This window comes from Pannonibacter sp. Q-1, assembly GCF_054073275.1.
In genome coordinates this window covers 54,386-79,491 of sequence record NZ_JBSXNB010000011.1, presented here as the reverse complement: position 1 = coordinate 79,491, position 25,106 = coordinate 54,386, and the positions used below count along the sequence as shown (strand labels likewise).

Annotated in this window: 18 protein-coding genes; 9 read left to right on the top strand and 9 right to left on the bottom strand. The window is 64.0% G+C overall.

The genetic code is table 11. From position 1 onward, the window contains the following. Window positions 1-368 precede the first annotated feature (368 nt). Window positions 369-1,868 carry a CoA-acylating methylmalonate-semialdehyde dehydrogenase gene (locus ACVNHC_RS23340; protein ID WP_457169758.1) on the bottom strand — a complete coding sequence of 500 codons (1,500 nt, stop codon included), beginning with the start codon at window positions 1,866-1,868 and terminating at the stop codon, window positions 369-371. 133 nt (window positions 1,869-2,001) lie between these two features. Here ACVNHC_RS23340 and ACVNHC_RS23335 point away from each other — a divergent pair, with 133 nt between their 5' ends. Further along, the gene (locus ACVNHC_RS23335; protein WP_457169757.1) at window positions 2,002-2,883 is read left to right on the top strand and encodes a LysR family transcriptional regulator; all 882 of its coding nucleotides are present in this window, start codon (window positions 2,002-2,004) and stop codon (window positions 2,881-2,883) included. Between the two features lie 12 nt (window positions 2,884-2,895). Here the strand turns inward: ACVNHC_RS23335 and ACVNHC_RS23330 are convergent, their stop codons facing one another. Next, window positions 2,896-3,417, bottom strand: coding sequence for an AAA family ATPase (locus ACVNHC_RS23330; protein WP_374628688.1), 522 nt, complete (start codon window positions 3,415-3,417; stop codon window positions 2,896-2,898). Window positions 3,418-3,539: 122 nt separating this feature from the next. Here ACVNHC_RS23330 and ACVNHC_RS23325 point away from each other — a divergent pair, with 122 nt between their 5' ends. The 5 genes from ACVNHC_RS23325 to ACVNHC_RS23305 all read left to right on the top strand — a co-directional run bounded on the left by ACVNHC_RS23325 (window position 3,540) and on the right by ACVNHC_RS23305 (window position 9,581). Next, window positions 3,540-4,466: a pirin family protein gene (locus ACVNHC_RS23325; RefSeq protein WP_122519679.1), complete on the top strand. Its 927-nt coding sequence runs from the start codon at window positions 3,540-3,542 to the stop codon at window positions 4,464-4,466. Window positions 4,467-4,581: 115 nt separating this feature from the next. After that, a complete protein-coding gene (locus ACVNHC_RS23320; RefSeq protein WP_457169756.1) occupies window positions 4,582-6,084 on the top strand; it encodes an ABC transporter substrate-binding protein in 1,503 nt (500 codons plus the stop codon). A gap of 61 nt (window positions 6,085-6,145) precedes the next feature. Further along, window positions 6,146-7,096: an ABC transporter permease gene (locus ACVNHC_RS23315; RefSeq protein ID WP_457169755.1), complete on the top strand. Its 951-nt coding sequence runs from the start codon at window positions 6,146-6,148 to the stop codon at window positions 7,094-7,096. Beyond that, the gene (locus ACVNHC_RS23310; protein WP_457169754.1) at window positions 7,093-7,911 is read left to right on the top strand and encodes an ABC transporter permease; all 819 of its coding nucleotides are present in this window, start codon (window positions 7,093-7,095) and stop codon (window positions 7,909-7,911) included. Before ACVNHC_RS23315 ends, ACVNHC_RS23310 begins: the two co-directional genes overlap by 4 nt. After that, complete coding sequence (locus ACVNHC_RS23305) at window positions 7,908-9,581, top strand: ABC transporter ATP-binding protein (protein WP_457169753.1); 1,674 nt, start codon at window positions 7,908-7,910, stop codon at window positions 9,579-9,581. The genes ACVNHC_RS23310 and ACVNHC_RS23305 overlap by 4 nt, the downstream gene beginning before the upstream one ends. Here ACVNHC_RS23305 and ACVNHC_RS23300 read toward each other — a convergent pair. The 7 genes from ACVNHC_RS23300 to ACVNHC_RS23270 form a co-directional block, all read right to left on the bottom strand. Beyond that, window positions 9,565-10,158: a class I SAM-dependent methyltransferase gene (locus ACVNHC_RS23300; RefSeq protein WP_050471154.1), complete on the bottom strand. Its 594-nt coding sequence runs from the start codon at window positions 10,156-10,158 to the stop codon at window positions 9,565-9,567. The two genes, ACVNHC_RS23305 and ACVNHC_RS23300, sit on opposite strands and share 17 nt — an antisense overlap. Before the next feature lie 90 nt (window positions 10,159-10,248). Then, on the bottom strand, window positions 10,249-11,412 hold the full coding sequence (locus tag ACVNHC_RS23295; protein ID WP_457169752.1) for an ABC transporter permease: 1,164 nt from the start codon (window positions 11,410-11,412) through the stop codon (window positions 10,249-10,251). Beyond that, window positions 11,409-12,434: an ABC transporter permease gene (locus ACVNHC_RS23290; protein WP_050471152.1), complete on the bottom strand. Its 1,026-nt coding sequence runs from the start codon at window positions 12,432-12,434 to the stop codon at window positions 11,409-11,411. The genes ACVNHC_RS23295 and ACVNHC_RS23290 overlap by 4 nt, the downstream gene beginning before the upstream one ends. Window positions 12,435-12,512: 78 nt before the next feature. Next, the gene (locus ACVNHC_RS23285; RefSeq protein WP_457169751.1) at window positions 12,513-14,429 is read right to left on the bottom strand and encodes an ABC transporter substrate-binding protein; all 1,917 of its coding nucleotides are present in this window, start codon (window positions 14,427-14,429) and stop codon (window positions 12,513-12,515) included. Next, complete coding sequence (locus ACVNHC_RS23280; RefSeq protein WP_457169750.1) at window positions 14,426-16,315, bottom strand: ABC transporter ATP-binding protein; 1,890 nt, start codon at window positions 16,313-16,315, stop codon at window positions 14,426-14,428. Before ACVNHC_RS23280 ends, ACVNHC_RS23285 begins: the two co-directional genes overlap by 4 nt. A gap of 210 nt (window positions 16,316-16,525) precedes the next feature. Next, the gene (locus ACVNHC_RS23275) at window positions 16,526-18,400 is read right to left on the bottom strand and encodes an adenylate/guanylate cyclase domain-containing protein (RefSeq protein ID WP_208977368.1); all 1,875 of its coding nucleotides are present in this window, start codon (window positions 18,398-18,400) and stop codon (window positions 16,526-16,528) included. 98 nt (window positions 18,401-18,498) lie between these two features. After that, window positions 18,499-19,677, bottom strand: coding sequence for a CaiB/BaiF CoA transferase family protein (locus ACVNHC_RS23270; RefSeq protein WP_457169749.1), 1,179 nt, complete (start codon window positions 19,675-19,677; stop codon window positions 18,499-18,501). Between the two features lie 187 nt (window positions 19,678-19,864). Here ACVNHC_RS23270 and pepN point away from each other — a divergent pair, with 187 nt between their 5' ends. From pepN to ACVNHC_RS23255, 3 genes are read left to right on the top strand one after another with little or no spacing between them, the layout of a single operon-like run. Next, entirely contained in the window at window positions 19,865-22,498 is a 2,634-nt protein-coding gene (gene pepN, locus ACVNHC_RS23265; protein WP_457169748.1) for an aminopeptidase N, read from the top strand. After that, the gene (locus ACVNHC_RS23260; RefSeq protein ID WP_457169746.1) at window positions 22,461-22,736 is read left to right on the top strand and encodes a hypothetical protein; all 276 of its coding nucleotides are present in this window, start codon (window positions 22,461-22,463) and stop codon (window positions 22,734-22,736) included. Before pepN ends, ACVNHC_RS23260 begins: the two co-directional genes overlap by 38 nt. After that, window positions 22,705-25,017, top strand: a complete 2,313-nt coding sequence (locus ACVNHC_RS23255; RefSeq protein WP_244274418.1) for an ATP-binding protein — start codon at window positions 22,705-22,707, stop codon at window positions 25,015-25,017. The genes ACVNHC_RS23260 and ACVNHC_RS23255 overlap by 32 nt, the downstream gene beginning before the upstream one ends. The last annotated feature ends 89 nt before the right edge of the window (window positions 25,018-25,106 follow it).

The window sequence follows — 25,106 nt, the reverse complement described above, 5'->3', positions numbered from 1 at the left end:
GGCAGCCAGCTTTACCTTAGTCCGGTTATAGACTGGCCACAGAGGGAGGCAACTTGGGAAAAAAACGCGTTTTGTCGCATTTGGACAGGAAACTTCCGATGGCCTGCCACCCCTCCCCTCGCTCCGTCCTGCCATGACTTGATCATGGCATCCATGCCGTGCCGTTCCAGCCCGCGCCGGGGTGCGCAAGTTTCCGGGGCTCCCCGCAGAGAGAGGGCACGGCATGGATGCCACGGTCTGGGCCGTGGCATGACGGAGGTGGAGGGGCAGTGGGAGGTGGAGAGGCAGTAGAGGAGGAGGGACGGCGATGGGCGAAGACAAAAAGGGCGGCCACCGGGGCCGCCCTTTCCAATTTGATCCGAACCGGATCAGCGCATCGTCGGGATGACGAATTCGGCGCCGTCCTTGATGCCCGAGGGCCAGCGGGAGGTGACCGTCTTGGTGCGGGTGTAGAACTTGAAGGCATCCGGGCCGTGCTGGTTCAGGTCGCCGAAACCGGACTTCTTCCAGCCGCCGAAGGTGTGGTAGGCGAGCGGAACCGGAATCGGCACGTTGATGCCGACCATGCCGATGTTGATGCGCGAGGCAAAGTCGCGGGCCGCATCACCGTCACGGGTGAAGATGGCAGCGCCGTTGCCGTATTCATGGCTCATCGGCAGGTCGATGGCTTCCTCATAGGTCTTGGCGCGGACGACGGAGAGAACCGGGCCGAAGATCTCGGTCTTGTAGATCTCCATGTCCTTGGTGACGTTGTCGAACAGGCAGCCGCCGATGAAATAGCCGTTCTCATAGCCCTGAAGGTTGAAGCCGCGGCCATCGACGACGAGCTTGGCGCCTTCCGCAACGCCCTTGTCGACGAGGCCCTTGACGCGGGTGTAGGCATCCTTCGTCACCAGCGGGCCGAAGTCGATGTCGTTGCCGCCGGTGTAAGGCCCGATCTTGAGGCTTTCAACGCGGGGGGCAAGCTTGGCGATGAGGCGGTCGGCCGTGTCTTCGCCCACCGGAACGGCGACGGAAATCGCCATGCAGCGCTCGCCTGCCGCGCCATAACCGGCGCCGACCAGAGCATCCACCGCCTGATCCATGTCCGCATCCGGCATGATGATCATGTGGTTCTTGGCGCCGCCGAAGCACTGCACGCGCTTGCCGGCCGCGCAGCCGCGCGAATAGACGTAATGGGCAATGGCGGTGGAGCCGACGAAGCCGACGGCCTGGATGATATCGTCGTCCAGAATGGCGTCCACGCTGTCCTTGTCACCGTTGACCACGTTGAGGATACCGGCGGGCAGGCCAGCCTCGATCATCAGCTCGGCCAGCATCAGCGGCACGGAAGGATCGCGCTCGGACGGCTTCAGAATGAAGGCATTGCCCGCTGCGATGGCCGGGCAGAACTTCCACATCGGGATCATGGCCGGGAAGTTGAACGGAGTGATGCCAGCGACAACGCCCAGCGCCTGGCGCATGGAATACATGTCGATGCCGGGGCCTGCGCCTTCGGTGAACTCGCCCTTCATCAGGTGCGGCACGCCGATGCAGAACTCGGCCACTTCGAGACCGCGGATCACGTCACCCTTGGCGTCCGGAATGGTCTTGCCATGCTCGCGGGACAGGGCCTCGGCCAGCTTGTCCATGTCGCGGTGCAGAAGGTCGACGAACTTCATCAGCACGCGGGCGCGCTTCTGCGGGTTCTGCGCGGCCCAGGCGGGCTGGGCGGCAGCGGCATTTTCGACGGCAGCGCGCAGCTCGGCCTTGGTGGCCAGCGCCACCTGCGCCTGAACTTCACCGGTTGCCGGGTTGAAGACATCGGCAAAGCGGCCAGAGGTGCCCTCCACATGCTTGCCGCCGATGAAATGTCCGATCTTGCGCATCTGCTGTCCTCCGGGCTGAAGATGCCTCGCATGGCATCCCTTTTGATGCCCTTGTCTTGCCTGTGTTATTTTGCAAAAACAACAGCGCATTTCCCGCAACCGCTGTGCATTTTTGCACATCAAGGAGCGCAGCATGAACTGGGATGACCTGAGGATCTTTCTGGCTGTCGCCCGCTCGGGGCAGATGCTGGGCGCTGCAAAGCGGCTGGGGGTGAACCATGCCACGGTCGCCCGGCGGCTGACCGCGCTGGAAGACAGCCTGAACACACGGCTGGTGGAGCGCGGCACGACGGGCTGCAGCCTGACGGAAGCGGGCGAGCGGCTGCTGCCCGCAGCCGAGAGGATGGAGGCGGAATTGCTGGCGGCCAGTTCCGGCCTCTCCGGCACGCATCCGGGGATCAGCGGCACGGTGCGCATCGGCGCGCCGGATGGCTTTGGCGTCACCTATCTCGCCCCGCGCCTTGCCCGGCTGACGCGGGCGCATCCGGGGCTGACCATCCAGCTTGTCCCGATGCCGCGTTCCTTCTCGCTCTCCCGGCGCGAGGCGGATATTGCGGTGACCATCGAGCGGCCTGAGCATGGCCGGCTGGTGGCGGCAAAGCTCGTGGACTATGCCCTCGGCCTTTATGCCTCGACGGAGTATCTTGCCCGGCGCGCCGCGCCGCAGACACTGGCGGATCTTTCAGCGCATGATCTCGTCGGCTCGGTGGAAGACCTCATCTATTCCCCTGCCCTCAACTATGCGGCCGATTTCACCCGCAACTGGACATCGCGCTTCGAGATCGCCTCGGCGCTTGGCCAGACGGAGGCGGTGCGGGCGGGCGCCGGCATCGGCATCCTCCATGCCTTCATTGCCCGCAATGACGCAAACCTCCGCCCCGTTCTGCCGGAGGTGCAGGTGAAGCGGGCCTACTGGATGGTGACGCACGAAAGCTCCCGCCCGCTGCGCCACATCGCCGCCGTGCAGGACTTCCTGCGTGCCTGCGTGGCGGAGGACAGGGCGATGTTCGGGTGAGGAATGCAGGGCCTATAAGCGCTTCACGGTTCCGAGAAAGGCCCTGACCTCAGCAAGGTTTTTCAGGCGGTGCACGGCCAGATGCGGCGGCGGGGATTGCCAGACCTCCAGCAGCTTGGCGCGGGCGGAGTGCCGGGTCGTCCAGATGAAATGCAGGAACTTAAGCGTTTCCTTGCTGAACTGCTCCGGGCAGCCTTCCGTCAGATCCGGACGGCTTTGCCCGCGGTAGCGCCAGCTGCGGCGCAGCACCCGGACCATGCGCAGCCAGACCGGCACATCAAGCCAGATGAAGGTATCTGCCCGGGCGATCCGTTCCGGATAGGTGCGCGAATGGCCGCCCTCGAAGATCCAGCGCTCCTGCTGGTGGACTTCGCTGGTCAAACAGTCCTTGTCTTCCTTGCTGCGCTCGACCCAGCCCGGCAGCCAGTGGATCTGATCCATGTGGAAGACGGGCAGGCCCGTACGCTCACCCAGTTGCCGCGCCAGGATGCTTTTGCCCGAACCGGGGCCGCCAACAATCATCACGCGCTGCATGTTCTGTCTCTGGTGAAGTGGAAGGGAACGGGAGAGGAAACAGACTGTTCAATGGACAGGCCGGACGAAGAAGGCCACCTTAAAGTTCAAATATGGCAAGGGTTCGCACGAGGAGAAAGACGATGACCTGGCTGAATGCACCTGATCCGGTTCCCGGCGATGCGGCAAGCTGCGACCAGATCGAAACGGTGATCATGCCGCGCACGTCGGATCTTGGCGGTTTCGAGGTGCGGCGCGCCCTGCCCTCCACCCGGCGGCGCATGGTCGGGCCTTTCATCTTCTTCGACCAGATCGGCCCGGCGGAGCTGATCGTCGGCGGCGGCGTGGATGTGCGGCCGCATCCGCATATCGGCCTTGCCACCGTCACCTATCTTCTGGAAGGCGAGCTTTACCACCGCGACAGCCTCGGCTCCGACCAGCTGATCAAGCCGGGTGAACTGAACTGGATGTCCTCCGGGCGCGGCATCGTGCATTCGGAACGGGAGCGGGACGAGCGCAAGACGGCGCCACGGCCCCTGTTCGGCACCCAGAGCTGGGTGGCGCTGCCCAAGCACCTGGAGGAGAGCGAGCCCTTCTTTGCCCACCATTCCGATGCGGCTTTGCCTGCCCTGAGTGATCAGGGAGCAACCGTTCGCATTGTTGCGGGCGGGCTTTACGGGGCGCAGTCGCCGGTGACAACGGCAACCGATCTCTTCTTCGCCGATGTCCATCTGGAGGCAGGCGCCCGCATTCCGCTGGATGCAGGCTATGAGGAGCGCGCAATCTATATGCTGCAAGGCGAAGTCGAGGTGTCCGGCCAGACCTTTGGCCCGGCGCAGCTGCTCGTCTTCAAGCCCGGCGACCGGCTGGAGATCCGCGCCACGGCGAAGGGCCCTGCCCGCTTCATGCTGCTGGGCGGCGAGCCGATGGACGGGCGGCGCTACATCTGGTGGAACTTCGTCTCCTCCTCGAAGGAGCGGATCGAACAGGCCAAGGAAGACTGGCGCAAGGGCCGTTTCGACATCGTGCCGGGCGATGAGGAAGACTTCATTCCGCTGCCCGAGGCATGAGTGGAAAGGCCTGACGGACAGGGCTGGCAGTTTTGCCGAGTTTTCACTTCCCTTCCCCGTGTGTGTGGTTAAACTCCTGAACACAAAGCGGAGTTCAACCGTTGGGGAGTGGGAAATGACGCGGATTTCAGCCCTTGGCCTGCGCCGGATGGCGCTTTGCAGTCTCTCAGCGTTTGCGATCCTCGCTGCAGCTCCCGCAGAGGCGGCGCGCACGGACGTGACGCTCGGCGTACGGCTGGAGCCGCCCCATCTTGATCCCACCGCAGGCGCGGCAGCCGCCATCGACGAGGTGGTGTTCATCAACCTCTTCGAGGGCCTGACGCAGGTTGCAGCCGACGGCACGGTGAAGCCCGCGCTGGCCGAAAGCTGGACCATTTCGGATGATGGCAAGACCTACACATTCAAGCTGCGCGAAGGCGTGACCTTCCACGATGGCACCAGCTTTGACGCCGCTGACGTGAAATTTTCGCTGGAGCGGGCCAAGGCAGACGGCAGTGTCAACGCCCAGAAAGCCCGGTTCGAGGCGATAGACAGCGTCGAGGCCAGCAGCCCCTCCGAAGTGATCATCACCCTGAAACAGCCGGTGGGCGATTTCATCACCCTGCTGGGCACAGGTGACGCCGTGATCGTAGCGCCGGAAAGCGCGGAGACCAACAAGACGGCTCCCGTCGGCACCGGGCCTTTCCGCTTCGGCCAGTGGGTGCAGGGTGACCGGGTGGAACTGCAGAAGAATGCGGACTACTGGGGCACACCGGTGAAGCTGGACAAGGCGGTGTTCAAGATCATTGGCGACAATGCCGCCTCTTTCTCGGCGCTGATGTCGGGCGATGTGGACGGTTTCCCGATCTATCCGGCGCCGGAAAACCTGCCGCAGTTCGAGGCGGATCCACGCTTTGCCGTGGTGGTGGGCACCACCGAGGGCGAAACCGTGCTGGCCACCAACAATGCCCGCAAACCGTTTGATGACCTGCGGGTGCGGCAGGCCATCGCGCATCTGATCGACCGGCAGGCGCTGATTGACGGGGCGCAGTTCGGCTATGGCACACCCATCGGCTCGCATTTTGCCCCGCATGCTCCGGCCTATGAAGACCTGACCGGCACCTATCCCTTCGACGTCGAAAAAGCCAAGGCTCTGCTGGCGGAGGCCGGCTATGCGGATGGCTTCAAGGCAACGCTGAAACTGCCGCCCCCCGCCTATGCCCGCCGCAGCGGGGAAATTCTGGCCGCCCAGTTCAAGGAAGCCGGCATTGAGCTGGAGATCATTCCGCTGGAATGGGCGCAGTGGCTGGAGCAGGTGTTCAAGGGCAAGGACTATGACCTCAGCATCGTCGCCCATACCGAAGCCAATGATATCGATATCTACGCGCGTGATGACTACTACTTCAATTACAAGAACCCCGCCTTCAACGAGCTGATGGCAAAGGTCAGCGTCACCAGCGATGAGGCGGAGCGCAATGCGCTGCTGCGGCAGGCGCAGGAAATGCTGGCGAAGGATGCCGTCAACGGCTTCCTGTTCCAGCTGCCCAAGACCGGCGTGTGGGACGTGAAGCTGAAGGGCCTTTGGGAAAACGCGCCCGTGCAGGCCAATGACCTGACCGGCGTCTATTGGGAAGACTGAGGCGCATGGGGGCCAGCACGCAGAAGGGGCGCCGCTTCTCAGTGCCATGCAGGATGGCCGCATGACCGGCTTCCTGCTGCGCCGGTTCGTAAGCCTGTGCCTGACGCTGCTGGCGGCGGCGCTGGCGGTGTTCCTGATCCTGGAAGTCATCCCCGGCGACCCGGCCCAGCTGATGCTGGGCGTGGAGGCGCGGCCCGACACGCTGGAGGCCCTGCGCAACCAGATGGGGCTCGGCCGCCCGGCGGCGGAACGGTTTCTGCTCTGGATCGCAGGCCTTCTGCAAGGAGATCTGGGCGTCAGCTACACCTACTCGGTGCCCGTACGCGATCTGGTGGCCGCCCGGCTGCCTGTCACCTTGCCGCTGGCCCTCATCGCGCTGCTTCTGAGCGTTGTCATCGCCATCCCTGCAGGCGTCTGGGCGGCGAGCCGCAGGGGCCGGGCGGCGGATACCGGCATCATGGCACTGACGCAGGTGGGCGTGGCCGTGCCGAATTTCTGGTTCGCCATGCTGATGGTCTATGTCTTTGCCGTCAGCCTGCGGCTGCTGCCCTCCGGCGGCTTTCCGGGCTGGGACAAAGGCATTGGCGCTGCGCTGGCCGCGCTGATCCTGCCGGCCGTGGCGCTCGCCCTGCCGCAGGCGTCGATCCTTGCCCGCATCATGCGCTCGGCGCTGGTCGATACGCTGCATGAGGACTACATCCGCACCGCCCGTGCCAAGGGACTGACGGAACGTGCAGCGCTCTGGGGTCATGCGCTGCGCAATGCGATGATCCCGGTCCTGACCATCCTTGGCCTGCAGCTGTCGTTTCTGGTGACGGGCACGATCATCATCGAGAACGTCTTCTACCTGCCGGGGCTCGGGCGGCTGATCTTCCAGGCCATCACCCAGCGCGATCTGATCGTCGTCAAAAGCGTCGTGGTGCTGATGGTCGGCTTCGTCATCTTCGTGACCTTCCTCGTGGATGCGGCCTATGCGCTGGCGGATCCGCGGCTGCGGCGGAGGGCGGCGTGAGCAGACGGCACCTTTCCTTCGCACTCGGCCTTGCGCTGACGCTGCTGTTCCTCGGCGCGGCCCTGCTGTCGCTGGCGTGGACGCCGCATGACATTGCCACCTTCAAGGTGTCCGCCAAGCTGCAGGGCCCCAGCCTTACCTATTGGCTGGGCACGGACCATTATGGCCGGGATGTGCTCTCCATGCTCATGGTGGGCGCGCGCACATCGATTGCCGTGGCGCTGGTGGCGGTCGGCATCGGCATGGCGATCGGCATTCCGCTGGGGCTGTGGGCCGCGAACCAGCGGGGCCTGATGGACGAAGCAATCATGCGCTTCAACGATCTGGTGTTCGCCTTTCCCGCCCTGCTGTCCGCCGTGCTGATCACGGCGCTGGCCGGTCCCGGCGCCTTCAATGCGGTTCTTGCCATCGGCCTGTTCAACATTCCCGTCTTTGCCCGCGTGGCACGCGGCGCGGCGCTGGCCCTCTCCTCGCGCGAATATCTGATGGCGGCGCGGGTGGCGGGAAAGGGCGAGGTGCGGGTGACGGTGGAACATGTGCTGCCGAACATCGCCAACCTGCTGATCGTGCAGGCGACCATCCAGTTCTCCCTCGGCATTCTGGCAGAAGCGTCTCTGTCCTACATCGGCCTCGGCGCCCAGCCGCCGCTGACGAGCTGGGGGCGGATGCTGAACGAGGCGCAGACGATGATGGCCTTTGCCCCGCAGCTGGCGCTTTACCCCGGCCTTGCCATCGTGCTGACGGTGATGGGGCTCAACCTGCTGGGGGATGGCCTGCGCGACCTGACCGACCCGAAACTGCGGGGACGCGCATGACCGGACCGCTCCTGGGCATCAACAACCTGTCGCTGGACATTGGCTCCCGGCCAATCATCCGCGATCTCAGCTTCGAGATCTGTGCGGGCGAAGTGCTGGGGCTGGTGGGGGAAAGCGGATCGGGCAAGTCGCTGACAGCGCTCTCGATCCTGCGCCTGCTGCCGCACCGGGCAAGGCTCTCCGGCTCCATCCGGCTGGATGGGGAGGAACTGACGGACAAGAGCGAGGCCGCCATGTGCGCCTTGCGCGGCAATCTCGTCTCCATGGTGTTTCAGGAGCCGATGACGGCGCTGAACCCGGTGAAAACCATCGGCGCGCAGGTGGCGGAGAGCCTCGTCGTGCATGGCAAGGCGAGCCGCGCGGAGGCGGAGCGGGAGGCAGCCCTGCTGCTGGACCGGGTGGGCCTCACGCGCGCCCGTGTCTCGCCGGACCGGTTTCCGCATGAACTGTCAGGCGGGCAGCGCCAGCGCGTGGTCATTGCCATGGCCATCGCCTGCCGCCCGAAGCTGCTGATTGCCGATGAGCCGACAACGGCCCTCGATGTAACCGTTCAGGCGCAGATCCTCGATCTGCTGAAGGAAATTGTCGAGCGGGAGAAGATCGCGCTGCTGCTGATCAGCCACGACCTGGCCGTGGTGGCCGACATGGCCGCCCGTATCGCCATCATGAAAGACGGGGAACTGGTGGAGGAAGGCCCCACCTGCCAGCTGTTGCGCGGTTTCAATGCCCCCTACTCCCGCCGCCTGCTGGAGGCCTCCAGCCATATGCCGAAGCGCATTGCAGCCTGCCCGGCTGCCGTCGGCCGCAAGCAGACAGCGGCCACTCCGCTGCTGAGGGTGGACCGGCTGACGGTTGATTATCCCGTTCCCGGTGCAGGATTTCTCTCCCGCCTGACCGGACGCGGAGGGCGGCTCAGGGCGGTCGATGGTGTCAGCCTGGAAGTCGCGGAAGGGGAAAGCGTCGGGCTGGTGGGCGAATCCGGTTGCGGCAAGTCCACATTGGCGCGGACCATTCTCGGCCTGCAGAAACCGTCCGGCGGCACGATCCTGATTGACGGGAAGGCGCCGCACGAGGTGCGCGGTGAGGCCATGCGGGCGCTGCGGCGCAAGGTGCAGGTGGTGTTTCAGGACCCCTATGGCAGCTTCGATCCGCGCCAGACGGTGGAACAGGCAATTGCCGAGCCGCTGCATCTTTATCCGGAGCTGAAGCCTGCGCAGAAGCGGCGGCGGGTGGCGGATGCGCTGGTGTCCGTTGGCCTCACGCCCGAGGACGGGAAGAAGTACCCGCATGAGTTCTCCGGCGGGCAGCGCCAGCGCATCGGCATCGCCCGGGCGCTGGTGACGGAACCAAAGCTGATCATCGCAGATGAGCCCGTATCGGCGCTGGATGTATCGATCCGGGCGCAGGTGCTCGATCTTTTCGCCAGCCTGCAGGACCGGCTCGGCCTGAGCTATCTCTTCATTTCGCACGACCTGACGGTGGTGCGCGCAATCACCGACCGGGTGGTGGTGATGAACGGGGGCGTGGCTGTCGAGGAGGGTAAGACCGCAGCCGTACTGACCGAGCCATCCCATCCCTATACGAAACTGCTGGTGGCCTCCGCCCCGGATCTCGACGCCATCCTGCGGCGGCGGGAGGCGGAAGAAGCCGGGCTCAGCGCACCGGCTTGATCAGGCGCAGACGCCAGGTGACGCCCTTCTTGTCCGAGACCAGCCGGTAGTCATCCAGCACCTGCCAGCGGCTGGCATCATCCGTCGCTTCCCAGAGGCGGGCGATGAGCTTGTTTGCACCGGACTCCGGCCGCTTCGGGGAATACATCGACAGGGCAATCACCCCGTCCTCCGCCAGGAAGGGCACGTAGCGGGAAACGACGGCTGCCGGATCATCGGCGAAATGCAGCACCTCGTTGAAGACAACGGCGCTGTAGCGCTCGCCTTCATTGGGCGCAAAGCTGTGCATGTCGCCCGCCCGCAGCGAGGCGATGGACGGGTCCACATTGGCGATTTCCAGCGCACGCGGGGCCAGGTCCACACCGGTGTAGTGCTTGAGCCCGAGCGGGGCGAGGCGCTCATAGAGAAGGCCTTCGCCGCAGCCAATATCCAGCACCCGGTCGAAGGCCTTGTTCAGCAGCAGCCACATGCCGATGATGCCGTAGCGCCCGCTTTCTGGAAGATCACGCAGGAAGGCCCAGCGGCCGGCCTCGTATTCCTCGTCCCAGCCTTCGGCGGTGGTGGCATTCTTCGACATGTCAAAACTCCTGTGCCAGGGCGCCGGCATGCAGGTGCATCACGCCCTGTAATCTCCTGAAGCGCCGGAAGCGCTCATTCTCGCATGGCTTCACTTATAGGGGTCGGCTGCGTCGCGCAAACCATCTCCCAGGAAATTGAACGCAAGGACGACAATGATGATCGGGATGATCGGCGCCATCAGCCAGGGATAGACCGTCACCACCGAGATGTTCTGCGCCTCGTTGAGCAGCACGCCCCAGGAGACGGCCGGACGGCGCAGGCCCAGATTGAGGAAGGACAGCGCGGTTTCACCCAGGATCATGCCTGGAATGGACAGGGTGGCCGAGGCGATGATGTGGCTGGTGAAGCCCGGCAGCAGATGCTTGCGGATGACGCGGGACGGCTTTGCGCCCATCAGCAATGCCGCCTGTGCATATTCCTCCTCGCGCAGGGACAGGAGCTTGGAGCGCACCGCACGGGCAAGGCCCGGCCAGTCGAGCAGGCCCAGAATGATGGTGATGCCGAAATAGATCCAGACCGGGTTCCACGTCACCGGCAGGGCAGCGGAGAGCGCCATCCACAGCGGCAGTTCCGGCAGGGAGCGCATGATCTCGATGAGGCGCTGGATGGCGCTGTCGATGAAGCCGCCGAAATAGCCGGCAATGCCGCCGAAGAACAGCCCGAGCACGATGGAGATGGCAACGCCAACGAGGCCGACGGTCAGCGACAGCCTTGCGCCATAGACGAGACCGGAGAACTGGTCGCGGCCGAGACGGTCTGTGCCCAGCGGGAAGAATGTCCCGTCCGACGGCGCACACACGAGGCGGAAGCTGGCATCGAACAGGCCCCAGAACTCATAGGTGCTGCCACGGCAGAAGAAGCGCAGATGTTTCGGTGTGCTGCGGTCTTCCGTATAGACCCAGCGCAGGTTCTCCATGTCGACCTTGGCCTTGAGGTCATAGACGAAGGGCGTGGTCAGGCTGCCCTCATGGAAGAAACGCACGATCTGCGGCGGCGCATAGAGATGCTGGGAATCGCGCTCCGACGGCTTGTAGGGCGCAATCACCTCGGCGAAGGGCACGCAGAGATAGAACAGCAGCAAAATGACGCCGGACCACAGGGCAAGTTTGTGGCGGCGGAACTTCCACCACATGATCTGCCACTGGGAGGCCTGGAAATAGCGTTCCTGCTCCGGCGTCAGGGCCTTGGTTTCGCGCGGATTGAAGGGCGCATCGTCAACGAAATGCCCCTCGTCACGATCGGTTGCACTCATGCCCCGGCCCTCCCGCCCAGACGGATGCGCGGATCAAGGACCGCCAGAAGAAGATCGGACACCAGCATGCCCAGCAGGGTAAGCATGGCAACGAAGAGCAGGATGAAGCCGGCCAGGAACTGATCCTGCGACTGCAGCGCCGACAGAAGCACCGGCCCGACGGTGGGCAGATTGAGCACCACGGAGACGATGACCGAGCCGGAGACGAGCGAGGGAATCAGGTTGCCGATGTCGGAGATGAAGGGGTTCAGCGCCATGCGCAGCGGATATTTCACCAGTGCCTTGCCCTCGCTGAGGCCCTTGGCACGGGCTGTGGTGACATATTGCTTGTGCAGTTCGTCCAGCAGGTTGGCCCTGAGGCGGCGGATCATCGCGGCCGTGCCGGAGGTGCCGATGACGATGGTCGGCACGATCAGATGCGCCATGACGGACATGGCCTTGTCCATGCTCCACGGCTGGCCGATGTACTGCGGGTCCATCAGGCCGCCGATCGACAGGCCGAACCATTGATTGAAGAAATAGAGCAGGATCAGGCCCAGCAGGAAATTCGGGGTCGCAAGGCCGAGATACCCCAGCAGGGTGAAGCCGTAATCCCCCCAGGAATACTGCCGTGTTGCCGAGTAGATGCCGATAGGAAAGGACACGACATAGACGAAGAGGATGGTGGCGGCATTCAGGATCAGGGTCAGCGGCAGGGTCGGCCCCACCACTTCGGACACCGGCTTTTCAAACTCGAAGGACCAGCCCCAGTTGCCCTGGAGCAAGCCGTCAAAGCCGTGGGGACCGGACCAGGCACCGATCCAGATGAGATAGCGCTCGAAGAACGGCCGGTCCATGGCAAATTCGGCGCGCAGGAACTCCAGCTTGGCAATGGAGGACGCCTCGCCGGTGGAGCGCAGCATGGCGATCTGGTTGGAGATGTAATCACCCGCCGGCAGCTCGATGATGAAGAAGATCAGCAGGCTGATCACAAAGAGCGTCGGGATCATCGTCAGGACCCGGCGCAGGATGTAGACAAACATCAGAGCCCCTCTCTCTGCCCGGCGCGGATGGCGCACACCTGCTCAAACAACAGGACAGTCATTCTCTCTCACACCCCCTCAACGCTGACCGGACAGCCAGAATTCGTCCATGCGGTGAAGCCCGAACTGGGAACCGGGGTCCCAGCCGTAGATGGCTTCCTCCGGCACGTTTTCGACACCCTTGACCACCACCGGCTGGCGCACCTGCGAGACGAGGCCGATCCGGATGGTCTCGTCTGCGTGAATCTGGAGAATCTGGTGCCAGATCTGTTCGCGCTGTTCCGGCGAGATGGAGGTGAGCCAGGCGTCGTAAAGCTGCATCAGCTTTACGGCAGGCTCCCAGTCAGGCTTTTCACCGCTCTTGCCGCCGGTTTCGTAGAAATCCCCCCAGGAAGGCCAGGACAGCCAGTCGACGCGGGAGGGGACAAGCTCGGTGGGCGGCATTTCAGATGTGGGTATGCCGTTGTCGAGGCCGGACCAGACCGCCATGACGAGATCACCCGAAATGGCCCTGTCGCGCATGGTGTCGCGCTGGCTTGGCTTGACGAACAGCTTCACGCCGATATCGCGCCAAGTCTCGCCCACCAGCTCCAGCGCATCGGATTCCGTCTGGCTCTCGCCGGAGGTCTCCACGATGATTTCCAGCGGCCGGCCATCGGGCAGCAGGCGGATGCCATCGCCGCGCCGCTTGGTCAGGCCCATCTCGTCCAGCAGGGCATTGGCCTTGTCCGGATCGAAGTCCGCCCAGCGGGTGCGGTAGTCTTCCCTGTAGAGCGGGCTGATGTCGATGACCGTGTCATTGCCCGGCACGGCAAGGCCGAAATAAAGCACCCGGTTGATCATTTCCCGGTCGATGCCCAGAGACAGGGCATGGCGGAAGCGGGTGTCGCGCAGAAGCGTGCGCCACACCGGGTCTTTCACCGTCAGGTTCGGCAGGATGGCAATCTCCGCGCCCTTGGAAATCGGCCAGAGCAGCGTCTTGTAGCCCTGGTTCTTCTCGCCCTTCTTCAGCACCGTGATATCGGCGAAGGACAGGTTGCGGGCCTGAAGGTTGACGTCGCCCGCCTGGGTCTTGGCCGGGATCAGCTTGCCGTCGGCCACGGTCATGATCACCCGGTCGACATAGGGCAGCTGCTGGCCGGTGCTGTCCACCCGGTGATAGAAGGGATTGCGCACCAGAACGAACCGCTGGTCACTTTCACCCGTGATCCGGACCCAGGGCTGCAGCGAGGGCAGATCCGGGTTGCCCGCATTGTACATGTCATCCAGCTTGTTATGCAGCGCCGCCCAGGAGCGTGCTTTCTGTGCCTGCGCCGCCCGTTCGATGATGGCCGGATCGCCATAGCGGGCATGATACTGCTTCAGGTAATGCGCCGGGCGGTAGATGAACGGCGGGCGGGACAACGCCAGTTCCGGCAGGAACAGTGGATTGGGGCTGTCCCAGCTGTAGCGGACGGTCGTCTCGTCCAGAACCTCGAACACCGGCCCCTTGCCGCCCGCCAGCAGGAAGGGCGGCAGGCCGGCCGGCGTCAACTCCGGATTGGTGATCACATCCTCGAAGAAGTAGCGGAAATCCTCGGAGGTGAAGGGCTGGCCGTTGGACCACTTGTGCCCCTTGCGCAGATGCAGCGTGAAGATGCGCCCGTCCACCACCTCGACATCCTTGAGAATATCGGGAACAAGCTCCAGATCCGCATTGTAACCGACAAGCCGGGCATAGCCCCAGACGTTGATCAGGCGCACATCACGGGCCCGGCCGATGAGGGTGTTGATATCGCCGCCCGGCACGCCGGTCTTGCGGCCCTTGGCCTCCATATCCACGATCAGCGGCTCTTGCGGCACGCGCTCGCTGACCGGCGGCGGATTGATGAAGCCAAGCTGCTCAAGACCGGCCGTTTCCTTCAGCACCAGCGCGGATGCCGGAGACAGAAGCGCGGCGGCGACAAGGCAGGCTGCGGCCAGCCGCTGGCCTGCCGCCAGAACATGCCCGCTCATGCTGCGGTCTCCTTCAGGGGGCCGCCTGCGGCAAGGCCCGGGGCGCAAACCAGATGTTCGGGCGCCACTTCCACAAGCGTGGGCGCCATGCCTGCGCCAAGACGGTATGGCGCCGGCCAGGCGGATGGGTCCGAGGCCCGCTGCGCGCCGAGAGCGGCAAAATCCAGCGGACAGTTCAGATCCGGTTCCGGCACGGCGGCCAGCAGAGCGCGCGTATAGGGATGCTGCGGATTGGATATGACGTCCCTCGTCCGGCCCAGCTCGACCAGCCGCCCGCGGCACATGACGGCGATGCGGTCGGCGATGTAGTCAACGACCGCGAGATTGTGGCTGACGAAGAGATAGGTGAGGCCGAGATCGGCCTTGAGATCCTGTAGCAGGTTCAGAACCTGCGCCTGCACGGACACGTCAAGCGCGGAGGTTGGCTCGTCGCAGAGGATGAATTCGGGTCCGAGCGCCAGGGCGCGGGCGATGCCGATGCGCTGGCGCTGGCCACCGGAGAAGGAATGGGGATAGCGGCGCAGATAGCGCGGATCGAGGCCGACAAGCTGGATCAGCTCGCGCACCCGCTCGGCCTGTTCCTTCGGCGTGCCGACCTTGTGGATCTGCAGCGGCTCGCTGAGGATCTCGTTCACCGTCATGCGCGGGTTGAGCGAGGAGAACGGATCCTGGAAGATGAACTGGGCCCGGCGGCGGTAGTCGAGCAGCTCGGCGCCGCAGAGTTCCGCCACATTGGCCGGTGTCTTGCCGCCGTGATAGATGATCGAGCCGCCGGACACCGGAATGGCCCGCAGGATCGCCTTGGCGAGGGTGGTCTTGCCGGAGCCGGACTCGCCGACGATGCCCAGACACTCGCCCTTGCGGACCGTCAGGTTGATATCGTCGAGCGCCTTCACCGTGCGCGGCTTGCCCGAAAACAGGCTGCCCTTGCGGGTGGTGAAATCCTTGGAAACGCCCTTGATCTCGATCAGGGGCTTGCCGGCCGGCAGATCAGAGGCCGCACATGCGGTTCTGCGGATGCCGGATGTGTCCACCTTGATCGGGCGGATCGGCTCCAGCCGCTCGGCCTTGTCCATGTGAAAGCGCGGCACGGCATGAAGCAGCGCCTTGAGATAGGGGTGGCCCGGCGCGGAAAACAGCTGGCTGGCCGTGCCCTTTTCCATGATGCGCCCGTGATAGATCACCACCACCTCGTCCGCCATGTTGGCGACGACGCCGAAGTCATGGGTGATCATCAGCACGGACATTTGCAGCTCGGACTGCACTTCCTTGATGAGCTTGAGGATTTCGGCCTGGATCGTCACATCGAGGGCCGTTGTCGGCTCATCGGCAATCAGCAGCGCCGGGCGGCAGATCAGGGCCATGGCAATCATGGCACGCTGGCGCAGGCCGCCGGACAGCTCGAAGGGGTAGTTGTCGAGCGCGCGGGCGGGGTCCGGGAAATGCACGAGACGCAGCATCTCGCGCGTCAGCTCCCGCGCCTCGCCCGCCCCGCAATTGCGGTGCAGCCGCGCCGCCTCGCCGATCTGGTCGCCGATGGTGTGCAGCGGCGAAAGCGAGGTCATCGGCTCCTGGAAGATGATGGCCACCCGGTTGCCGCGCAGGTGCCGCATCTGCGGGCCCTTGCGGTCGAGCGCTGCAATATTCACCGGCGGGGTCTTGCCGGTGGGATCGCTCAACACCACTTCACCGGACGAAACGTGGGCCGATGCGGGCAGCAGGCCCATGATCGTCTGGGATACGACAGTCTTGCCGGAACCGGACTCGCCCACCAGGGCAACTGTCTTGTTCTGGGGAATGGCGAAAGAAATTCCGTCGACGGCGCGCGAGACGCCTTCGTCCGTATGGAAATCAACGGTCAGGCCGTTGATCGAGAGTACATTCACTCTGGTGTCCCTCCCCCAAGAGACAGTTGCTGCACACGAAGGCCGCCTGCCGCATGGCATGCTCTCCCCCGTAATACCTGTGTTCATAACGGTATAGGGAAGTCATGCCGCTTCCGTGACGGCCATCACATGTTCAGCCTATCCGCACAGAATACCCGGCGGCAAGAGACAGGCGTTGATGATCCGGAGAAATGCAGTGCTGACGGGACCTTATTCCGCAGCGGAGGCGTCTTCGGCGGGCATGGCAGACAGGACCTTGCCATGCACATCGAGCCTCCACACCTCGATGTCGCCGCTGCGCCCGCGCAGCTGCTGCTGTCCGACCCGCTGCACACACGCGTCCTGCGGGAGCTGACAGACCGTCTCGCCACTGACGAGGATGATGACATCCTCCTCACCGGCAAACTCGCGCCCCAGAGACTGCAGCCGCTCGCAGACATTCACGGCATCGCCCACGATCGTGTAGTTCCACCGGTCCAGCGCCCCGACATTGCCAACCACGACCGGCCCGGAATGCAGACCGACGCGCACACGGACGGGCGTAAGCCCCTGTTCGCGCCGCTGCCGGTTCTGGACCATGATTGCATGGCCGATCTTCTGCGCGGTGCGGGCGGCCGCGAGGGCATGGTCGGCCCGTGCATCGGGGGCGCCCCAGAAGGCCATCATGCCATCACCGATGAACTTGTCGACCGTGCCGCCCTCCTCCTCCACGGCCGCAACCAGAATGGCAAAATGCTCATTCAGCATCGCTGCCGTTTCCGAGGCTGTCAGGCTTTCGGACAGGGAGGTGAAGCCCATGATGTCGGTGAAGAGAATGCTCAGTTCCGCTTCACGGGCAAGGGCTGCCTGGTCAAGACCGATCCGCATCAGCTTGCGGAACAGGGAACGGGGCACATAGGTGTTCATGGCCTTGAGGCCGATGACCATGGCATTGAAGGCCAGCGCCACCTGATCGACTTCCTTGACGCGGCTCCTCGGCAGGGGCGTCACCTCATCCAGGGCGAGACGGCCCACATGTTCGGACTGGGCCGCCAGAAGCCGCAAAGGCCGGGCGACGCGGCGGCCAAGCCAGACCGCGATCAGGACGCCGATGACGATGGCCGCCACTCCCACAAGCGCGGAACCGGAAACGCGCTGGATCTCACGCGAGACGGATGTGGCGCGGAAATACTGCCCGATGATCCAGGGCTCCGGACTGTAGCCGGAAACCGGCACCCGCATCAGAATGAACTCCTGAGCAGCTGCGTTGATGCCGATCACTTCGATACCCAGATCCGCGGCACGCTGGAAGGTCGCGTAACGCTGCCCCGTGGCAATGCCGGAGAGAACCGGATCGCCGAAATCTTCAAGACTTGCGGGAGGCGCAGTGGCCGGGGCCGTGCCGGTGATCAGCAGATGCTGATCGGAGTGCACCAGGACGTCGCCGCCGGAGGTGAGCACGAACGTTGTCGTGTCCGGCCCTTCATCCAAAGCCCTCACGGCTTCGCCGATGCTGGCAAGCGACGTTGCCGCCGTCAGATAGGCGACAGTCTGGCCATCACGCAGCAGAGGAACCGTCACATTGGCGTAGACGCCGGTGGGATGCGTGACCAGCGGGCCCCAGACCGGGCGGGACGAGGGCTCCAGCCGCGGCAGACTGTCTGGCGCGCGGCCCGGAACGTCGGCTGCTTCCTTGAACGGCCAGAGCTTGCCATTGTCAGCCTTGAAAATGCCAAAGCTGTTGCCGCGCAGATCCCGGATCAGGATCACGGAGAGACGGCCGTTGGCAGCCGCAGCGGCGCTGAGGTCAGCCAGCGTCTGCTCGCTTGCCTCCGGCTTCATCATGCCTTCGTCAAAGAGCCGTTTGAGCGCGACGGCAGCATCCTCGACCTGATCAAGATGGCCGCGAACCTGCCGCTCCATGCTCTGGATCGTTAGGATTGCCTTGTCGTTGAGCAGGGAGAACGTGTTCTCGAAATTGGCCTTCACGGACATAAAGAGCACCAGCGCCATGCCTGAGGCTATCAAAAGCCCGAAGCTGAAGCTCACGATGCGGGTCAGGGCAAAGTTGCGCCGCCTGCCGCCGAAAATCCGGAAGATATTCAATTCCGCATCGTCCTCCAAAAAGCTGCGGCACCTGCCCCGCTCTCAGGTGCCCTTACATCCTTGTCCCGCTTTGCCGGGCAATGCAAACGTGAAGGCGCCTATTCACCCTTCTCCCAGCCGATTTCGGCAAGCACCGACGCTGTATGCTCGCCAAGGCCCGGAGCAGCCGTTTTAAGGGACAGCTCCGCATTGCGGAAGCGGATGGGCGTGCGCACCGAAGGCACGGAACCGGCGGCAACATGGGTTGCCGGAAGGTCCACCTTGAGCTGGCGGTGCAGAACCTGAGGGTCCTCGAAGACATCGGCGACCGTGTTGATCGGACCGGCGGGCACGCCTGCCGTCTCAAGCGCTGCCAGTAGATCATCCCGCGTGAAGCGGGCCGTGAGATCCGCCAGCTGCGGCACCAGCACACCGCGCCCGGCCACACGGCCCGCGTTGGTGGCATAGGCTGGGTCTGTGGCAAACTGCGGGCAGCCGAGGATGCCGCACAGGCGCTGGAACTGGCCGTCGTTGCCGCAGGCGATGATCAGGTGCCCGTCGCTGGAGGGGAACACCTGATAGGGCACGATGTTTGGATGGGCATTGCCCAGGCGGCGCGGCGCCTTGCCGGAGATGAAGTAATTCTCCGCCTGATTGGCCAGCACCGCCACCTGCGTGTCCAGAAGCGCCATGTCCACATGCTCGCCCTCACCGGTCATGTCGCGGCGGCGGAGCGCTGCCAGAATGCCGATGACGCCGTAGACGCCGGTGAAGATGTCGGCAATGGCAACGCCAACCTTCTGCGGTTCGCCGTCCCGGTCTCCCGTGAGATCCATGAGCCCGCCGGTGCCCTGGATCATGAAGTCATAGCCCGCCCGGTGGGCATAGGGCCCATCCTGACCGAAGCCGGTGATGGAGCAATAGATCAGCCGCGGATTGACCGCTTTCAGGCTGTCATAGTCCAGCCCATATTTCACGAGGCCGCCGACCTTGAAATTCTCGATGAGAATGTCCGCTTCCTGCGCAAGACGGCGCACCAGCGCCTGCCCCTCCGCCGTGGTGAAATCCGCCGTGATGGAGCGCTTGCCGCGGTTGCAGGCATGGTAATAGGCCGCGTCAGACGGCTCGCCATCCGCGCCGGTCAGGAAGGGAGGCCCCCATGTGCGGGTGTCGTCCCCGGCCGGGCTTTCCACCTTGATCACATCCGCGCCGAGGTCTGCCAGCGTCTGCCCGGCCCAGGGGCCTGCCAGAATGCGCGCAAGTTCCAGTACCTTGAGACCTTCGAGCGGTGCGCCCACGATGGAATCTCCTCATCAACGATTGCCGGACCCTGCGTAGCGCCTTGGGCGCACGGGTGCAATCACCACAATCCGCGGCCTGACGGATGCAAACAAGCTGCCAGCAGGGACTTCGCTTTTTCACGGGGTTGCAAGCAGCCGCCGGGTCTGTTTGAACAGGCATCCAGCCAGCCTTCAGGAGTGCCCCATGTCATCGCAGGAAAACGCCATCATACGCCTCGAAGACTACCGGGCGCCCGCCTTCCAGATTCCGCGCATTTCTCTTGATGTGCATCTGGCGCCGCATGACACGCGCATAACAGCCACACTGGAGATCGAGCCTTCCAGCCAGAATCGCAGCACCCTCATTCTGGACGGTGATGGCCTCGCGCTGCTGGAGGTGCATCTGAATGGCGAGCGTCTGGACAAGGACAGCTACGAGGCTTCGCCCAGCCGGTTTGAACTGAAGCAGACGCCGCAGGCGCCCTTCACCCTCACATTCGTGACCTGCCTCAACCCGGAGGCCAACAGCACGCTGATGGGACTCTACCGGTCGTCGGGCACCTACTGCACCCAGTGCGAGGCCGAAGGCTTCCGCCGCATCACCTATTTCCTCGACCGGCCGGATGTGCTGAGCATCTACACCACCCGGATCGAAGCCAATGAGGCCGAGGCGCCGGTGCTGCTGGGCAACGGCAACCCGGTGGAGCACGGGCGGATCGAAGGCACCGGCCGTCACTATGCGGTGTGGCATGACCCGCACCCCAAGCCCGCCTATCTGTTTGCGCTGGTCGCGGGCAAACTCGCCCGGCTCACGGAGACCTTCACCACCCGCTCGGGCCGCGCTGTGGAACTGGGCATCTATGTTGAGCCCGGCAAGGAGCACATGTGCGGCTGGGCCATGGACAGCCTGCGCCGTTCCATGATCTGGGACGAAGAGGTCTTCGGCCTCGAATATGACCTTGATGTCTTCAACATCGTTGCCGTCTCGGATTTCAACATGGGCGCGATGGAGAACAAGGGCCTCAACATCTTCAACGACAAATACGTTCTGGCCGATGAGGAAACTGCGACCGACCAGGACTATGCCCACGTGGAAGCCGTGATCGCCCACGAGTATTTCCACAACTGGACCGGCAACCGCATCACCTGCCGCGACTGGTTCCAGCTGTGCCTCAAGGAAGGGCTGACCGTGTTCCGCGATCAGGAATTCAGCTCGGACATGCGCTCGCGCCCGGTGAAGCGCATCGCCGATGTGCGGCTGCTGCGCTCGCATCAGTTTCCGGAGGATGCCGGCCCCCTCGCCCACCCTGTGCGGCCGCGCGCCTACAAGGAAATCAACAACTTCTACACGGCGACGGTCTATGAAAAGGGCGCCGAGATCATCCGCATGCTCAAGACCCTGCTGGGGGCTGAGGCGTTCCGCAAGGGATTTGACCTCTATGTGGAGCGGCATGACGGGACGGCGGCAACCATCGAGGAGTTCCTCGCCTGCTTCGCCGGGGCCTCGGGCCGGGATCTGACGCAATTTGCCCGCTGGTACGACCATCCCGGCACGCCGCGCCTGCGGGCAGACGTTCATCATGATGCGGAAGCCGGGCGCCTGACCCTGACCTTCACGCAGGAACTCTCCAAGGCGGCGCAGGATGCCGGGTGCAATGCCTTCGAAATTCCGGTCAGCTTCGGCCTCATTGGTCCGGATGGCAGGGATCTGCCGCTTGAGCGCGGGGATGGCAGCCCGGAAGGCGTGCTGGTTCTGACGGAACAGCGGCAGAGCTTCACCTTTGAAGGCATCTTCGACAAGCCCCTGCCCTCGCTGCTGCGCGGCTTCTCCGCGCCGGTGAAGCTGGAGGCGGGGCTGACACCGGCCGATCTGCTGATGATGCTGCGCAAGGACAGCGATCCCTTCAACCGCTGGCAGGCCGGGCAGGATCTGGCAACGCGCGAACTGATGCGGCTTTACGAGGAGGCCCGCAGGGGCGGAACGCTCGCCTGCGACATGGCTCTGGTGAATGCGCTGGGAGACGTTCTGGGCAACGAGGATCTGGACCATGCCTTCCGGGCGCAGATCCTGGCCCTGCCGGGCGAGGCAGACCTTGCCCGTGACATCGGCAGCAACGTGGACACCGACGCGATCCTTGCTGCACGCAAGACCTTGCGCCAGGCCATCGGCCGTCAGCATGGGGCACTTCTTGCGGATATGGTGGTCAGGCTGGATGACAGCGGGACCTTCCGTCCGGATGCAGCCAGCGCCGGGCAGCGCGCCCTGAAAGGCCTGTGCCTGAGCTATGCCGCAGCTTCCGGGCTGCCGGAGACGCCGGAGCTTGTGGCCCATGCCGTGCGGAGCGCAGGCAACATGACCGACCGTCTGGCGGCCTTGACGGCCGCCGTTCACGAAGGGTTGCCGGTGGCCGAAGAGGCACTGCTCAGTTTCGAGGCGCGGCATGGGGGCCATGCGCTGGCGATGGACAAATGGTTCACCGTGCAGGCCACGCGGCCGCATCCTTCCGCGCTGACCACCACCGACAGCCTCACACACCATGCAGCCTTCGACTGGTTCAACCCCAACCGGGTGCGCGCGCTGATCGGCGCCTTTGCCACCGGAAACCAGTCGCAATTTGCAAGGGCGGATGGGGCCGGATTCATCTTTGCCGCCGAGGCAATCAAGCGGCTGGACCCGAAGAACCCGCAGGTGGCCGCAAGGCTTTTGACGGTGTTCCGCTCATGGAAGGCTTATGAGCCGGGCCGCGCGGCTCTTGCTGAAGCGGCGCTGAAGTCCATTGCAGCGCAGCCGGATCTGTCGCGTGATTGCAGCGACATCGTGGAACGCTGCCTCGCCTGAGCGGCAGAAAACCGCACCGGAAGAGGTTAACGCCAGAGGTTTTGCCAAGCCTCTGACGTTAACCATTTTTTTCATTTTGCATCTGGACAAACCATTAAAGCTGGATTCAAATGCAATTGATTCGGACGTAACCAATTACCGGATCAACGAAATTCACCACAATCGGGACCTTGCCGATGGCGCGGGCTTTTGCCGGCAGCGCGTCCATGCGACGCCTTGCCCAAATCACTGGCTCTAACAAGGCCACGAACTCTCTGACCGGGCACATCCGGCTTCTGGCTCAGCCGACCTATCAGCGGCTGCTGCGGACCGAACCCCTGTTCCGCCGCCTGATCCCGGCACTTTGCCTCGTCTTTATCGCCAGCCTTGCGCTTTACCGCGTGCTCGAGCTGACATTTGCCTATCAGGAGACCGAGCAGCAGGCGCGCGACAAGATCGCGCTGATCGCCTCGGTCCTGTCGTCGCGGCTCGTCAGCGAGGAAAGCGCCATGCCGGAAGTGGGCTACCGGACCGCGCTCCAGCGCGTGCTCGCCGACGCCCTGCCCGCAGGCGCCACCAGCGAAGGCCGCCAGATCCTGCTGACCGATCCGGAAGGCCAGATCGTTGCCTCCTCCCCGATGCGTCCAGAGCTGGAAGGCACGATGATTGCCGACCTGTTCGGCCCTTCGCAGCCGCTGACGGTGTTTGGCGCCCGCGCCGGTGTGCTCACGATCAACAAGGGAAGCGACGAGGCCGCTCTGGCCACCGTGCATCACCTCGCCGGCCGGCTGGGCATGGTTGCCGTGATGCAGCCCGAACATCAGCTTTTCGCCGGATGGCGCTCGGATGTATCAACCAACGTCACCCTCTTCGTCGGCACATCGACGGTTCTGCTGGTGATGATCTACGGCTTCTTTGCGCAGGCCACCCGCGCCGAGCAGGCAGACGAAATCTATGCTGCCACCCGCAGCCGCATCGATACGGCCCTCACCCATGGCCGCTGCGGCCTGTTCGACTGGGACCTGTCGCGCGGACGGATCTTCTGGTCTGCCTCGCTCTACCACTTGCTGGGCCGCGAGCCGAAGGACGATATCCTTGGCTTTGCCGAGATTTCCGACCTGACGCATCCGGAAGACATCAACCTCTACGCTCTGGCCGAAAGCCTGCTGGCGGATGGAGAGACGACGGTGGACCGCATGTTCCGCATGCGCCATGCCAATGGCTCCTGGGTGTGGCTGCGGGCCCGCGGTGAAGTCCAGACCGAGCCGGGCCGCCATGAGCCGCATCTGATCGGCATCTGCATCGACGTGACCGAGCAGCATCAGCTTGCCGAGCAGGGCCGCACCGCCGACCTGCGCCTCCGCGACGCCATCGAGACGATCTCCGAAGCCTTCGTGCTGTGGAACTCGGACAACGAGTTGGTGATCTGCAACTCGAACTACCAGTCGCTGCATAATCTGCCCGACACGGTGGTGCGCCCCGGCACGCCCTACACAACCGTCATGGAAGCGGCGCGCAACTCGCACATCAAGACCGTGCCGTCCCTGCCCTCCACGCTGATACCGGGCAGCAACACTGCCTATGAAGCACAGCTGGATGACGGCCGCTGGCTGCAGATCTCCGAACGGCGCACCAAGGACGGCGGCTTCGTGTCGGTGGGTACGGACATCACCCCGCTGAAGCGGCAGGAAGAGCGGCTGATGGAGAGCGAGCGGCGCCTGATGGCCACCGTTTCGGACCTGCGCAAGTCGCGCCAGACGCTGGAAATGCAGGCGCAGCAGCTGGTGGAACTGGCCGACAAATACGCCCAGGAAAAGACCAACGCGGAGAACGCCAACCGCGCCAAGTCCGAGTTCCTGGCCAATATCTCACATGAACTGCGCACGCCGCTGAACGCCATCATCGGCTTCTCCGACATCATGGACAAGGCCATGTTCGGCCCCATCGGCTCGGAGCGCTATGCAGAATACTGCCGCGACATCTACGAAAGCGGCACCTACCTGCTGAACGTGATCAACGACATCCTCGACATGTCGAAGATCGAAGCCGGCCGCATGGACATGAGCATGACGCCCTTCGATGCCCAGTCGGTGATCGAGGAAGCCGTGCGCATCATCCGCGCCCCGGCACAGGAGAAGGACATCGAGGTGACCTGCGAAGTCGAGGACGGGCTCGACATCACCGCCGACCGCCGCGCCTTCAAGCAGGTGCTGCTGAACCTCCTCTCCAACGGCATCAAGTTCACGCCGGACCACGGCGAGGTGCGCCTCAAGGCCACGACTGCGGACGGATTTGCCCGGATCGAAGTCACGGACACAGGCATCGGCATCCGCAAGTCGGACGTGGAACGGCTCGCCAAGCCTTTCGTCCAGGTGGAGAACCAGTTCACCAAGACGCACAAGGGCTCGGGCCTCGGCCTCGCCATCGCCCGGTCTCTGATCGAAATGCAGGGCGGCGCCATGATGATCGACTCCGTTCCGGGCCAGGGCACCACCGTCTCCTTCACTCTGCCTTTGACGCAAGACGCCGTGGCGGCGTGAAGCAGGAACAGCTTCCTGAAACAAAAAAAATCCCGGGATGCACCGAAGCGCATCCCGGGATTTTTTCTTCTTCGTTCAAGAAAGAGAGG

Excerpts from the sequence above, each read along its gene's own strand:
- ACVNHC_RS23320 (WP_457169756.1), top strand. The coding sequence starts at position 4,582 with ATGACGCGGATTTCAGCCCTTGGCCTGCGCCGGATGGCGCTTTGCAGT.
- ACVNHC_RS23295 (WP_457169752.1), bottom strand. The coding sequence starts at position 11,412 with ATGAGTGCAACCGATCGTGACGAGGGGCATTTCGTTGACGATGCGCCC.
- ACVNHC_RS23255 (WP_244274418.1), top strand. The coding sequence starts at position 22,705 with ATGCGACGCCTTGCCCAAATCACTGGCTCTAACAAGGCCACGAACTCT.
- ACVNHC_RS23285 (WP_457169751.1), bottom strand. The coding sequence starts at position 14,429 with ATGAGCGGGCATGTTCTGGCGGCAGGCCAGCGGCTGGCCGCAGCCTGC.
- ACVNHC_RS23330 (WP_374628688.1), bottom strand. The coding sequence starts at position 3,417 with ATGCAGCGCGTGATGATTGTTGGCGGCCCCGGTTCGGGCAAAAGCATC.
- ACVNHC_RS23315 (WP_457169755.1), top strand. The coding sequence starts at position 6,146 with ATGACCGGCTTCCTGCTGCGCCGGTTCGTAAGCCTGTGCCTGACGCTG.
- ACVNHC_RS23340 (WP_457169758.1), bottom strand. The coding sequence starts at position 1,868 with ATGCGCAAGATCGGACATTTCATCGGCGGCAAGCATGTGGAGGGCACC.
- ACVNHC_RS23300 (WP_050471154.1), bottom strand. The coding sequence starts at position 10,158 with ATGTCGAAGAATGCCACCACCGCCGAAGGCTGGGACGAGGAATACGAG.
- ACVNHC_RS23335 (WP_457169757.1), top strand. The coding sequence starts at position 2,002 with ATGAACTGGGATGACCTGAGGATCTTTCTGGCTGTCGCCCGCTCGGGG.
- ACVNHC_RS23290 (WP_050471152.1), bottom strand. The coding sequence starts at position 12,434 with ATGTTTGTCTACATCCTGCGCCGGGTCCTGACGATGATCCCGACGCTC.
- pepN (WP_457169748.1), top strand. The coding sequence starts at position 19,865 with ATGTCATCGCAGGAAAACGCCATCATACGCCTCGAAGACTACCGGGCG.
- ACVNHC_RS23325 (WP_122519679.1), top strand. The coding sequence starts at position 3,540 with ATGACCTGGCTGAATGCACCTGATCCGGTTCCCGGCGATGCGGCAAGC.
- ACVNHC_RS23305 (WP_457169753.1), top strand. The coding sequence starts at position 7,908 with ATGACCGGACCGCTCCTGGGCATCAACAACCTGTCGCTGGACATTGGC.